Below are 13169 nucleotides of genomic sequence, written 5' to 3' on the forward strand. Positions count from 1 at the left end.
TCAATTTCACAATCCATTTTATGAACAAAATTAAAGTTGGCGTAGTAGGTACCGGATTTATAGGGCCTGCTCATATTGAAGCGTTACGACGTCTCCCTAATGTAGAAGTCGTTGCTCTTTGCGAGGTAACTGCGGAACTGGCACGCGAAAAAGCTGATTTGCTTGGTATACCGCGTTCTTACACTTTCGAAGACTTGCTGACGCAGGAAGATATTCAAGCTATTCATATCTGTACGCCAAACTTCCTTCACTATTCTCAATCTAAGGCTGCTCTTCTTGCGGGCAAACACGTAATCTGCGAAAAGCCGCTGGCAAAAGATTTGGCTGAAGCTGAAGAACTGGTAGAACTTGCTGCGAAAACAGGTTTGGTTAATGCCGTTCATTTCAACCTGCGTTACTATCCGCTGGCACGTCAGATGAAATCCATGCGTGAAAGAGGTGAGTTGGGTGAAATCTATTCTTTTATCGGTTCTTACCTGCAGGATTGGCTTTTTTACGAAACTGACTACAACTGGCGTCTTGAACCGGATAAATCAGGTGATTCAAGAGCGATTGCAGATATTGGTTCTCACTTGATGGATATCCTTGAATACATCACGGGCTTGAAAACTGTTTCTGTTCTTGCTGACTTCAATACAGTACATAAAACTCGCAAAAAGCCTTTGAAGCCTGTTGAAACTTATTCGGGTAAAATGCTTCAGCCTGAAGATTACGCAGATGTGCCTATCACTACTGAAGACCACGCCAACGTATTGCTTCGCTTCGATAACGGAAGCAAAGGTGTAATCACGGTATCACAAGTATCTGCCGGTCGTAAAAACAGGATGACACTTGAAATCTCAGGTTCTAAAAAAACGTTCAACTGGACGTCAGAAGCGCCAAACGAAATGTGGATTGGAAACAGAGATAAAGCCAATGAGGTATTGATCCGTGACCCATCGCTTGTAAACGACGATGTACGTTCTTTGATCACCTTCCCAGGCGGCCACAACGAAGGTTTCTCTGATACTTCAAAACAACTTTTCAAAGAAGTGTATGCTGCAATTGCAGAAGGCAAACAGCCTGAGAATCCTACCTACCCAACTTTTGCTGACGGATACCGCGAACTATTAATCTGCGAAAGAATCCTTGAAAGTAATAAGGCACAGGCTTGGATAGAAGTATAAATTTAATTTTGAGTAAGTGATTGAAGAGAACATGGTTGCACAACAGTATTGTTTTCTATCATTCACTCATCTTATCATTCAACATTAATAAACATGAAAACAATAAAAGGACCTGGTATCTTTCTGGCCCAGTTTCTGGGAGATGAAGCACCCTTCAATACATTTGATGGAATTACCCAGTACATGGCTGACCTTGGATATAAGGGTGTACAGCTTCCGATCTGGGATCCGAGAATTATTGATATAAAAAAAGCCGCTGAGTCTCAGACTTATGCGGATGAACTAAAAGGTAAGCTGGCTGAAAAAGGGCTGGAAATCACTGAGCTTGCTTCGCACATCATCGGACAATTGGTAGCTTCTCACCCCGTTTACGATGAATTGTACGACGGTTTTGCAATTCCGGAAGTTCGCAACAATCCCAAGGCAAGAGCTGAATGGGCTACACAGCAACTTAAGTATACCGCTGTTGCCAGCAAAAATCTGGGATTGAAGGCAAGTGCCACTTTCTCCGGAGCTTTGGCATGGCCATTCCTTTATCCATGGCCGCAGCGTCCTGCTGGCTTGGTCGAAACTGCATTTAAGGAACTTGCAGCTCGCTGGAAACCCATTTTAGATGTATATGACGAGAATGGTGTAGATCTTTGCTATGAACTGCACCCTGGAGAAGATTTATTTGATGGATCTACTTTCGAAATGTTTGTAGATTATTTGGATGGTCATTCTCGTGCGAATATCAATTATGATCCAAGTCACTTCGTACTGCAGCAATTGGATTACCTGCAGTTTATCGATCTTTATCACGACCGTATCAAAGCGTTCCATGTGAAAGATGCCGAGTTTAACCCAACAGGTAAGCAAGGTGTTTACAGTGGATTTGCGGGATGGGCCGACAGAGCAGGTCGTTTCCGTTCATTAGGTGATGGTCAGGTTGACTTCTCCTCTATCTTCTCAAAACTATCTCAATATGATTACGATAGCTGGGCAGTACTGGAATGGGAATGTTGCATTAAATCTCCTTCTCAAGGTGCAGCAGAAGGAGCTCCGTTTATTGCAAGCCACATCATAGAAGTAACCACAAAAGCATTTGATGATTTTGCAGGTACCGGTACTGATGAGTCCTTTAACCGCAAAGTACTCGGATTGTAACGCTTAATTGTCTTCATAACAAGTATATTAAAAGCCTGTCATGCTTATGTATGATAGGCTTTTTCTTGCAAATATCTATCAACATCAGTTATCCAAAATTTGCATAGCTTAGCCTCCCACTTTCATTTTCACCAACTCAATGCCTTTATCCATGAACCCCATTTTTTGCAAAATTCATTCTGGAAGAAAATACGTTTTCTCCACCATGATGCTTGTGTGTTTTGCAATGACAACATTTGCTCAAATCGTTGTCCCTGAAAAACGAATTCTAATCTTTTCGAAAACCGCCGGTTTCCGGCACAGCTCCATCCCTGCAGGTAGAAATGCACTCATTAAATTGGGTAAGGATGTAGGTTTCACAGCAGATACAACAGAAAATGCTGCACTGTTTACTGCCAAAAATCTGAAACGCTATAGCGCAGTTGTATTCCTCAATACAACCGGTAATGTATTAAATGACGCTCAGCAAGAAGCTTTTGAAAATTATATTCAGGCCGGAGGCGGCTATGTGGGTATCCATGCTGCTACCGACACCGAATACGACTGGCCATGGTACAACCAATTGGCAGGTGCTTATTTCGCGAGCCATCCGGGCAATCCCAACGTACAGGAGGGAGAAGTTTTTGTTGTCAACGACAAGCATGCTTCCATGGAAGGTTTTCCTAAAAAGTGGAAAATTAAAGATGAGTTTTATGACTTTAAGAATTTCAATAAGAAGGTAAATGTGCTGGTCAAAATTGATGAGAAGTCATACAAAGAGGGTAAAATGGGTGATGACCATCCCATGTCGTGGTATCATGAATACGACGGAGGAAAGGCTTTTTATACCAATTTTGGACATGAAGATGCCACCTTTGTCAATCCTGTTTTTGTAAAACACCTCACCGGAGGACTTCAGTATGTAATGGCTACACAGCTTGACTACAGCAAAGCACGTCCGGAAGAAAACCGTTTTACAAAAACAGTGCTGGCATCTAAGCTAGACGAACCTACCGAGCTGGCAGTACTGGACGACCAACGTGTATTAGTAGTTGAGCGTAAAGGGAAAGTTAAACTTTACAACCCTAAAACGGGAAAGATCAAACTCGTTGCTGAAGTGCCTGTTTACAGCAAACAGGAATATGGATTGATGGGTATGAATATTGACCCGAATTTCAATACCAATAAGCTTGTATATCTGTACTATTCTCCTCCTTCCACTGAGAAAGATACAGCTCAGCATTTATCGCGATTCAAATATGATGACGTGAAGGATACACTGTTGCTTTCTACTGAGGAGCTTTTCCTGACCGTTCCTGTAAAAAGGACAGACTGCTGCCACACGGGTGGCTCTATTGAGTGGGATAGTAAAGGCAATTTGTACCTTTCAACCGGTGACGATGTTAACCCTTTTCAATCTGATGGATACGGACCAATTGATGGTCGTCCGGGACGTGAGGGGTGGGATGGCCGTCATACCTCCTCCAACACTAATTCTCTGAGAGGTAAAATTCTACGTATAAAGCCACGCTATGGTGATCGCAGAGCCAATATGCCGGGAGGTACCAACCTATATGATATTCCGGAAGGCAATCTTTTTCCTCCGGGCAATCCGAAGGCCAGACCTGAAATTTATGTAATGGGTACCCGTAATCCATACAGGATCTCCATTGATCAGCGTACAGGATTCCTTTATTGGGGAGACGTAGGACCGGACGCCTCTAACGACAGTCCGACACGTGGACCACGCGGATACGATGAGGTGAATCAGGCGAGAAAGGCGGGGTACTTCGGATATCCAATGTTCATTGCGGACAACAAGCCCTACGTGGAGTATGACTTTGACAAAAAGACATCAGGAAAGCCGTTCGATCCGGCCAAACCTATTAATGATTCACCGCATAACACCGGGTTAAGAGAGTTACCACCGGCACAGCCTGCATTCATTTACTATCCCTATGCAGATTCTCCAGACTTTGGAGCTATTGTAGGCAAGGGAGGACGTAATGCGATGGCGGGTCCGATTTATTATACTGAAGATTTCAAGAATACAAAAATCAAATTCCCTGAGTTCTACAACGGTAAGTTTTTCTCTTATGACTGGATCAGAGATTATATCAATCTGGTTACTATGAATAAGGAAGGCGATTTGGTAAGCATTGAGCGGTTTATGCCAAATACCAAATTTAGTCATCCTATTGACATGCAGTTTGCAAAAGACGGATCACTTTATACATTAGAATATGGCCCTAACTGGTTTGCTCAGAACGATGAGGCCAGCTTATCGCGTATTACTTATAATCCAGGAAACCGTGTTCCACTTTCTGTTGCCAAAGCTACCAATACTACAGGTGCCGTTCCTTTGAAAGTAGTATTTTCTTCCAAAGGATCTATGGATTACGATGGTGATGCAATCAAATACGAATGGACATTCGGGAAGGGACTTGGCAAAAGTGCATTACCAAATCCTACTTTCACTTATACGAAAGCAGGAGAATACACGGCAGTTCTGAAAGTAACTGACAGTGCAGGTAACAGCCATACTTCTGAGATTGTTGTAAAGGCCGGCAATGCAATTCCAAAAGTAGACGTAGCCATCAAAGGCAACAAAACCTTTTACTGGGCTAATAAACCGGTTGCCTATGAGGTATCTGTAACAGATAAGGAAGATGGAAGTCTGGCTACAAAGAAAATCCCGGAAGATGAAGTTACGCTTACAATCAATTATCTGGAAGGGTTTGACAAAACGCAACTGGCCCAGGGTCATCAGGCCAACACGGGTTTTGAAACCGGGAAAAGAATGATAGAACTAAGTGATTGTAAAGCATGCCATTCTGTGGATAAAAAATCCATTGGCCCCTCCTACCGGGAAGTAGCCAAGCGTTATGAGAAAGAACGAAATTCTGTCAAAACTTTGGCTCAAAAAGTAATAAATGGCGGAGGTGGTGTTTGGGGAGAACAGGCTATGGCAGCACACCCTCAGCATAAGCCGGAAGAGGCCGAAGAAATGGTCAAATACATCTTGTCTCTTGCAAAAGAAAACGTGGTTGACAAGAAACCTCTAAAGAGCAACTACTTACCAGAGACTAAACCAAAAAGCGGCTCTTATATTTTCACAGCAAGCTATACCGATAAAGGAAATGGTAACATGGGACCTCAAACAGGTTCAAAAACCGTTGCGCTCCGTCCTGCGAAAGTGAATGCAAACACTTTTGATGATGGAAAAGATTTTACCAAGTTCAAGCTTGAGTCAGGTTCTGAAATTGTGATGGGAAAACATAATGCCTTTATCGCTTTTGATGATGTAGATTTGAGCGGAATCGGAAATATCGAAGTGGCAACCAGCATTAACGATCGTTTCCATGCAGGTGGAATGTTGGAAGTGCGACTGGATTCTCCAACCGGGATCAAAATCGGAGAGGCAAAGGCAGGTAAAGCTTCAACTACCATTCCTGTAAAAGCGCCCGGTGATAACAAGTTACATAAACTCTATTTTGTTTTCAAAAATCCGGAAGCAGGTGTGAAACCTCTTTTCGCTATTGATACTTTAAAATTCAACCACATTCAATAAGCTCAGGGTTAAAAAAGCAAAAACGCTATCGGAGTACTAATCCGGTAGCGTTTTGTATTTTGATAGTATTTACGTAATCTATTTTAAAGAGATTGAAATCTGTTATTCACCATAGCAGGCGTTGCGAATCCTTCAATCCCTAATCCAAACAAAGCGAAATCATATTTGGCAGGATCTGCAGGATCCAAAGTTCTTAATGAAGCCGTAAGTTCTTTCGCAGTTTGCCAGTCAGTTGTGGGTGTCTTGATTAATCCCAATAATCTCGCAACACGATCAACATGCACGTCGCACGGACAAACTAGCTGAGCAGCACTTAAATCATTCCAAATTCCAAAATCAACGCCGTTGTCGTCCTTTCGAACCATCCAGCGTAAAAACATATTGAGACGTTTACAGGAAGATTTTCGGAGTGGATTAGCAATGTGTTTTCCAGTTCGCGCCGGAAAATTTTCTGAGTCACGAAAAAGTATGTTAAATCCTATCAAACCGTTTTCAATAGTTACATCATCCTTCGAAACAAAGCTACTGAAAGCATATTCCAGAGAATCTTGTTTGCTGTAATAGTTTTTGAAGAAATCCAGAAAATACAAAGTATCTGTTGCGTTGAAAGTACGGTGCTTGAAATTCAGAAAAGGTTTGAGATCACTGTCCTGATGATTGAGTACGAAGTCATACGGCGAATTGTCCATCATGGCAGCCAATTCAAGGCATTTGTTGATGATGGTTTTACGTTGTCCCCAGGCCAGCACCGCTGCCCAAAAACCCATAATCTCTATATCCTGCTTTTTTGAAAAGCGGTGAGGGATGCTTATCGGATCATGAGAAATGAAGTCGGGCTTGTTGTATAAAGCTGTTTTTTCTTCCAAAAGATCTAACACATAAGCGGAAAAAACGCTTGCTGTTGAGAGACTATTTGGCACTTGCTTTTCCTAAGAGATAAGCCAGAATTTTTGATATACCTGAAAAGAACATCACTATCCCTGAAAATAGAAATGTAAAAATGGCAATAAAAGGATAAAGTACTGTAAAAAGAGCACTCCACAATTTATAGCCGGTCGTATTCTTCAGAGCGGCTCTTTCCTCTTCTCTTTTTGAGCGGAATTGTGGTGAATGTTTCATAAATAACTATATATCAATTATTCCAAATAACTTACTACGGCGCGAAAACGCTTGCTGTTGGGTGAAACCTTTTCAAATGCCCTTGATGAAAGCTTAATTACAATATCATCATTAATACTGGTGTCAGGTATACGGCCTATTACTCTGACGATGATTTTTTCCTGATTGTATTCATTCAAAACCTCAACCAAAGCTCCTATCGGTGCATTACGATGCAAGCCCAGAAACTTACTCGTACTTTCATCTGTCTCAATCATTTCCGCGAGGCCCGATTCCGATTTTCTCTTACCACTTACCACCTTTGGAGCGACTACCTCTTCTACCGGTTTAACCACTTTTTCCGCTACAGCGGTTTTGGATCTTACCGAATCTTTTACCACAGTCGTGGCCACCACTTTGGGGGCAGGAGCTGGTGTGGCAGGGGGTGTTTTAGCTCCGGCCTTTTCACTTACAATCAGTTCCTGACCATCCTTCAGATTATCATCGGTCAGGTTATTCCATTTTCTGATATCGGCCATCAACACCCCGTATTTTACCGCAACACGATAAAGTGTTTGCCCTGCTTCAACCTTATGTATACCATTTGGAGCAACCTCAGGTGCAGCATTGGCAGGTGTCGGAGCAGGTTTTGGTGCTTCGGATTTTGTAGTTTCAGCAGGCTTTGCTGTTTCTGCTGCCTTCACTTCTTCTTTTTTAGTTTCTTTCGGAGCTGATCCTTTTGGTGTATAAGGAACCCTTATGGTCTGTCCAAACTGAATCTGATCGCTCATACCAGGATTTGCGTCACGAAGCGCGTGAATAGTGGTTCCATATCTTCTCACAACAGCAAACATGGTCTGCCCCTGATTAACCCGGTGCAAAATATATACCTTACCCCCAACCCTTTCAACTCCCACTGAATCTACTACAATACTTGCATCAGCGCTTGCACTGAACCCTCCAAATAAACCGGCGATCAAAGCCAGGCAAAAAAAATACTTCATTTAAATACTATAGTGTTAGACTTTTAAATTCGTTGTTGTTTTTTAGATAGACCAGATTCCGCCCCCTGAGTAATATTGTAGATCTGCCTATTCCCTCTCTACCTTCCGACAGCTTTTCGTGAAGTAATTGTTCCACCTTATCGGTCATTATCAACAAGTACTCCGATATTTTGTTTTGCTCGTAAAGATAATAAGAAAACATCATATAGGGTCTTTTCTCCAGATAATCAATAGCCAAAGGAACGTGTCCGTCAGTAATCCGGGAAATAAAAGATGCCAGCTGGTCAAAATAGTCGTTTCCAACCATGTAACGAACCGGTTCGGTTAAAATTACCTGCAGATCATCTGATTCTGTTTCCTTATCCGTATCAGACACCACCAAGCCTGATTCAGCTTTGCATTGTATATATTTATACTGATCCCCTGACCTTGTGGCTACCTCAATGCGATCCTGGTCAATCGTCTTAACCAGTACATGATTAGGGAGAGCCCATTGCAATTCCCCGTTTGCACCATTTACCATCAACAGATCTGTTGGTTCAGGGATATCAGAGTGCCTGTAATTATGCAAAAAAAGATGATGATATGAAAATGCGGTCATCGTACTGAACCAGTCGGTACCGACCACATCCGATTCCCACAAGATGCTACAAGTATTGGTATCGATCACCGCAAAAGAAATTCCTTTGTCCTGACCGCTTCTTAATTCAATTGCCCATAAATTACTCTCATTGTCCTCGTCGGGCAAAATCCGCCATATATTTTGGGAAAATTGGTATGAAAAAAGATTTTGCAATTTTTTAGCTTTATTTTGAAAGGAAATTTGAAAGTAAACAATCTAACACCAATATCTGTGCAAATTTTAGGAATAATACCCGCCCGGTATGCATCTACCCGATTTCCTGCGAAAGCACTCGCCGACATTGGCGGAAAAAGCATGATCCGGCGTGTATATGAGCAGGCATTAAAAGCAGAGAAGCTTAACAAAGTAATCGTAGCTACGGATGATCAAAGAATTATGGACCATGTTCAGGAATTTGGAGGTGAGGCAGTCATGACTTCCACGGCGCATCAGAGCGGCACAGACAGATGCTATGAAGCATTAACTAAAACAGAAGGAAAATTTGATTATGTCATTAATATTCAGGGCGATGAACCTTTTATTAATCCCGACCCTATCAATAGTTTGGCCAATGAATTAGACGGACAAACCCAGCTTGCAACATTGGTTAAAGTCATTGATCAGGAAGATTTGCTGTTCAACGTGAATGTTCCGAAGGCAGTCCTTAATATCCGGAATGAAGTAATGTACTTCAGCAGACAAACCATTCCATATCTGCGCAGTCGTGAGAAAGAAGAATGGCTTCATCACCACCAATTTTATAAACACATCGGTATATATGCCTACCGTTCGGATATACTGGAATCTCTTACGCAATTACCAGTAAGCTCTCTTGAAAAAGCCGAAGCCCTGGAGCAGCTTAGATGGCTGGAAAATGGTTATGCGATACGGGCTGTTGTTACCAGCGATGATTCACACGGAGTGGACACACCAGAAGATCTCGACAAGGTATCCCGCAAATTTCTTTAGTTGTGGCGTGGTCTTTTTAGTGTTTTTGCAGCCTGTATTGACATAATGTTAAAATAGGTTAAAACAGTAAATCTTATACGAGTTTACTTTTCAGCTCGTTATTCTGTAAAGTTTTTTTAGTAAAATCCATTAAATAAGAATCCCCGCTTATGCAATACAATATTCTTTGGGCCGATGATGAAATAGATCTCTTGAAACCTCATATCATGTTTCTTACCAATAAAGGTTATAATGTGACACCTGTTAACAGTGGAGCAGACGCCTTGGATCGGATAGAAAATGATCGCTTTGATATCGTTTTTCTCGACGAAATGATGCCTGGTATGACTGGTCTGGAAACACTGGCTCAAATCAAGCAGCAACAGCCTAACCTTCCGGTAGTGATGATCACCAAAAGTGAGGAAGAGCATATCATGGAAGATGCGATCGGATCAAAAATCGATGATTATCTGATTAAACCGCTTAATCCTAACCAGATACTGCTTTCAGTAAAAAAAATACTTGATAATAAAAGGCTGGTTACGGAAAAAACAACGCTAAGTTATCAACAGGAATTCCGTAATCTGGCTATGCAATACCAGGATAGGATCGGCCATGAAGAATGGGCTGATATATATAAAAAGCTGATTTATTGGGAACTTGAACTGGAAAATTCTGATGACGATGGTATGTCGGAGGTTTTCAGCATGCAAAAAAGCGATGCGAATGCCAATTTTTGCAAATTTATTGAAGAAGAGTATGAAGACTGGTTAAATGATCCCAAATCAGATAAGCCAATACTCTCGCATCAACTGATGAAACAAAAAGTTTTTCCACATCTCAAAGGATCGGACGAGCCTGTATTTTTCCTGTTGATTGATAATTTCCGGTACGATCAGTGGAAAATGATTCAGCCGGTTCTGCAGGAATACTTCAATATTGAGGAAGAGTCTTCATACTACTCTATTCTTCCGACCACCACAGGATATGCACGTAATGCTATTTTTTCGGGATTGATGCCGAGTGAAATGGAACGTAAACATCCGCAATGGTGGGTAAGTGATGAAAATACGCCTGATGGTGAAGAAGGTTTGAACAACCACGAATATGATTTTCTTCAAAAACAACTGGAAACAAACCATTTAAATATCAGGTCATCTTATCACAAAATTCTCAATACAAATCAGGGAAAATCACTGATTGATAATTTCAGCAACCTGCTTAATAATCAGCTCAATGTGATAGTTTACAACTTTGTTGATATGCTTTCACATGCCCGTACTGACGTACAGATGATTAAAGAACTCGCTCCGGATGAAGCAGCATACCGTTCTATTACTAAATCATGGCTGATGCATTCTCCATTGCTTGATTTTATTAAAAAAATAGCTGAGAAAAAAGCAAGATTAATCCTAACAACTGATCATGGAATGATTCGTGTACAAAAACCTGTGAAAATCATAGGATATAGGGAAACTAACACAAATCTTCGTTACAAACACGGTAAAAATCTTGGTTTTGACGACAACCATTTGATGGTATGCAGAAAGCCTGAAAAGTTATTCCTGCCAAAGCCGCATGTATCGACTTCGTATGTCTTCACCAAAGAGGATTATTTCTTCGCTTATCCGAATAACTATAACCAGTATGTAAACTTGTACCGGGATACTTTCCAGCATGGGGGAGTTTCTCTGGAAGAAATGATTATTCCGTTTATTGATATGAAGGCGAAGTAATTTTGAAGAGAGAAGCTAGATTAGTCGGTAGTTAAACAAGTTATAACTACCTAATAAAATCAATCTGAAGAGCTATCTCTTGTCAAATTGAAAATGCTATCAATAAGAAAAGGTTCAGAGTTTACAGGTTCCGATTTGGAACTTGTAAACTCTGAACCTTTTTAGCTATCCCTAAGTGGCAACTGTTATCTTGAAAATTATCCTTCGGTAACACTTCCGTTTTCGCATTTAAGAACGCGGGCAGGAAACTTCCGTAAAAATTCGTGGTTATGTGTCGCCATTAATATGGCAGTACCGGCATTGTTGATGGTTTTAAAGACTTGCATGATCTGATCCGCTACTTCAGGATCCAGATTACCTGTAGGTTCGTCTGCGATCAATATATTAGGCTCATTGAGCATGGCACGTGCAATCACGATACGCTGTTGCTCGCCACCCGACAGTTGATGCGGCATTCTTTTCTGGGAAGTACCCAATCCTACCTGCATCAGCACCTCAGCAATCCGTTTTGATATTTTACCCTTATCCTTCCAACCTGTTGCACGCAACACAAAAGAGAGATTATCCTCTACCGAACGATCTGACAACAATTGAAAATCCTGAAAAACGATCCCTATTTTTCGACGCAAGAAAGGGATATCGCTGCGCTTAATTTTGTGCAGTTCGTACCCCGCAACTTTAGCAGAGCCCGTATGTAGCCAGAGATCAGCGTATAAAGTTTTTAATAGTGAACTTTTGCCACTACCAGTTCTGCCGATCATATACACGAACTCGCCATTCTTTATTTCAAAATGCACATCATTCAGCACCGGGCGGTCGCCCTGGTAAATGTCTGCTCGATCCAGTACGATAATCGGCTCTGCTGCCTCAGTCATAGTTAACTAAAAAAGGTTTCCAAAAAACTTAGTGTGCTACTGCTATAAACACAATCGGAAACAAAAACCCATAGCTTCTGTTTCCGACTGCCAAGACCTCTCGTTTTCAGCCGGTTACCGAAACCTGTTCAGATCTGAAATATTCATTGTATTACCTAACGATTATTTTTGATTTCCTTTTGCATAATCAGCAAGGAATTTTTCAAGACCAATATCAGTAAGCGGATGCTTCAATAATGCTTCCATTGCGCTAAGCGGTCCTGTCATCACGTCAGCTCCAACTTCCGCACACTGTATGATGTGCATCGGGTGACGAACTGAGGCAGCCAGTACCTGTGTTTCGTAGCCGTAGTTACGGTATATAGTCAGAATTTGCTCGATCAAACCGATACCATCCGTGGATATATCATCCAAACGACCAATAAAAGGGGAAACATAAGTTGCGCCTGCCTTGGCCGCCAGAAGAGCTTGCCCTGCTGAGAAAATCAAAGTACAGTTGGTACGGATACCTTTTTGAGAAAAATATTTAAGTGCTTTAACACCTTCTTTGATCATTGGAATCTTCACAACAATCTTGCTATCGATTTCAACCAATTCTTCACCCTCACGAATCATTCCCTCTAAATCAACAGAAACAACTTCAGCACTTACATCGCCATCCACGATATCGCAAATAGCCTTATAGTGGCTAAGGATATTGTCTTTACCTGTAATTCCTTCTTTTGCCATCAGAGATGGGTTTGTTGTTACTCCGTCCAAAACGCCTAACTCGTACGCTTCCTTAATTTCTTTAAGGTTTGCGGTATCAATAAAAAATTTCATATCGGGAATTGTATGGTTTAATTTCTCACAAAAGTAGAAAACGATAATCAAACCAAAAAAAAAGATGTGAATTGAAATGGAAGGGCACAAAAAAAGGCAAACCGAGAATCTCACTGCATCGACCACCTACCCTTGCTTCCGTCAGGACCTGGGGGATTCGGAGGGAGCTAGTAGTTCCGATTTGCCGCTGCAAAGATAAAGA

11 protein-coding genes are annotated in these 13169 nt (G+C 41.6%); 5 read left to right on the top strand and 6 right to left on the bottom strand.

Annotation, left to right across the window (positions count from 1 at the left end; all coding sequences use genetic code 11):
- Nucleotides 1–20: 20 nt before the first annotated feature.
- The 3 genes from AC1XUE_RS07190 (at nucleotide 21) to AC1XUE_RS07200 (ending at nucleotide 5862) form a co-directional block, all read left to right on the top strand.
- The gene (locus AC1XUE_RS07190) at nucleotides 21–1166 is read left to right on the top strand and encodes a Gfo/Idh/MocA family protein (protein WP_483355260.1); all 1146 of its coding nucleotides are present in this window, start codon (nucleotides 21–23) and stop codon (nucleotides 1164–1166) included.
- A 93-nt stretch (nucleotides 1167–1259) separates the two neighbouring features.
- Nucleotides 1260–2312 (top strand): sugar phosphate isomerase/epimerase family protein, encoded by a 1053-nt coding sequence (locus AC1XUE_RS07195; RefSeq protein WP_483355261.1) that lies wholly within the window; start codon nucleotides 1260–1262, stop codon nucleotides 2310–2312.
- Between the two features lie 226 nt (nucleotides 2313–2538).
- Entirely contained in the window at nucleotides 2539–5862 is a 3324-nt protein-coding gene (locus AC1XUE_RS07200; protein WP_483355262.1) for a ThuA domain-containing protein, read from the top strand.
- 83 nt (nucleotides 5863–5945) lie between these two features.
- Here AC1XUE_RS07200 and AC1XUE_RS07205 read toward each other — a convergent pair whose 3' ends face one another.
- The 4 genes from AC1XUE_RS07205 to AC1XUE_RS07220 are packed head-to-tail and all read right to left on the bottom strand — an operon-like array spanning nucleotide 5946 to nucleotide 8712.
- Nucleotides 5946–6728 (bottom strand): TIGR02757 family protein, encoded by a 783-nt coding sequence (locus tag AC1XUE_RS07205; protein ID WP_483355263.1) that lies wholly within the window; start codon nucleotides 6726–6728, stop codon nucleotides 5946–5948.
- Nucleotides 6729–6771: 43 nt separating this feature from the next.
- Nucleotides 6772–6981 carry a hypothetical protein gene (locus tag AC1XUE_RS07210; RefSeq protein WP_483355264.1) on the bottom strand — a complete coding sequence of 70 codons (210 nt, stop codon included), beginning with the start codon at nucleotides 6979–6981 and terminating at the stop codon, nucleotides 6772–6774.
- Between the two features lie 17 nt (nucleotides 6982–6998).
- The gene (locus AC1XUE_RS07215) at nucleotides 6999–7964 is read right to left on the bottom strand and encodes a LysM peptidoglycan-binding domain-containing protein (RefSeq protein ID WP_483355265.1); all 966 of its coding nucleotides are present in this window, start codon (nucleotides 7962–7964) and stop codon (nucleotides 6999–7001) included.
- Nucleotides 7965–7971: 7 nt separating this feature from the next.
- Nucleotides 7972–8712 carry a DUF4905 domain-containing protein gene (locus tag AC1XUE_RS07220; protein WP_483355266.1) on the bottom strand — a complete coding sequence of 247 codons (741 nt, stop codon included), beginning with the start codon at nucleotides 8710–8712 and terminating at the stop codon, nucleotides 7972–7974.
- Nucleotides 8713–8817: 105 nt separating this feature from the next.
- On the opposite strand from AC1XUE_RS07220, the gene kdsB reads away from it, so the two are divergent.
- Together kdsB and porX are read left to right on the top strand one after the other, a co-directional pair.
- A complete protein-coding gene (gene kdsB, locus AC1XUE_RS07225) occupies nucleotides 8818–9555 on the top strand; it encodes a 3-deoxy-manno-octulosonate cytidylyltransferase (protein WP_483355267.1) in 738 nt (245 codons plus the stop codon).
- 149 nt (nucleotides 9556–9704) lie between these two features.
- Nucleotides 9705–11270: a T9SS response regulator signal transducer PorX gene (gene porX / locus AC1XUE_RS07230; protein WP_483355268.1), complete on the top strand. Its 1566-nt coding sequence runs from the start codon at nucleotides 9705–9707 to the stop codon at nucleotides 11268–11270.
- A gap of 197 nt (nucleotides 11271–11467) precedes the next feature.
- On the opposite strand, the gene AC1XUE_RS07235 is transcribed toward porX, so the two are convergent.
- Together AC1XUE_RS07235 and fsa are read right to left on the bottom strand one after the other, a co-directional pair.
- Entirely contained in the window at nucleotides 11468–12145 is a 678-nt protein-coding gene (locus AC1XUE_RS07235) for a cell division ATP-binding protein FtsE (RefSeq protein WP_483355269.1), read from the bottom strand.
- A 162-nt stretch (nucleotides 12146–12307) separates the two neighbouring features.
- Nucleotides 12308–12967, bottom strand: coding sequence for a fructose-6-phosphate aldolase (fsa, locus tag AC1XUE_RS07240; protein WP_483355270.1), 660 nt, complete (start codon nucleotides 12965–12967; stop codon nucleotides 12308–12310).
- Nucleotides 12968–13169 lie beyond the last annotated feature (202 nt).

It is taken from the genome of Dyadobacter sp. HNCC25DJ187, assembly GCF_056895255.1.

Excerpts from the sequence above, each read along its gene's own strand:
- AC1XUE_RS07190 (WP_483355260.1), top strand. The coding sequence starts at position 21 with ATGAACAAAATTAAAGTTGGCGTAGTAGGTACCGGATTTATAGGGCCT.
- AC1XUE_RS07195 (WP_483355261.1), top strand. The coding sequence starts at position 1,260 with ATGAAAACAATAAAAGGACCTGGTATCTTTCTGGCCCAGTTTCTGGGA.
- AC1XUE_RS07200 (WP_483355262.1), top strand. The coding sequence starts at position 2,539 with ATGACAACATTTGCTCAAATCGTTGTCCCTGAAAAACGAATTCTAATC.
- AC1XUE_RS07210 (WP_483355264.1), bottom strand. The coding sequence starts at position 6,981 with ATGAAACATTCACCACAATTCCGCTCAAAAAGAGAAGAGGAAAGAGCC.
- AC1XUE_RS07215 (WP_483355265.1), bottom strand. The coding sequence starts at position 7,964 with ATGAAGTATTTTTTTTGCCTGGCTTTGATCGCCGGTTTATTTGGAGGG.
- porX (WP_483355268.1), top strand. The coding sequence starts at position 9,705 with ATGCAATACAATATTCTTTGGGCCGATGATGAAATAGATCTCTTGAAA.
- AC1XUE_RS07235 (WP_483355269.1), bottom strand. The coding sequence starts at position 12,145 with ATGACTGAGGCAGCAGAGCCGATTATCGTACTGGATCGAGCAGACATT.
- fsa (WP_483355270.1), bottom strand. The coding sequence starts at position 12,967 with ATGAAATTTTTTATTGATACCGCAAACCTTAAAGAAATTAAGGAAGCG.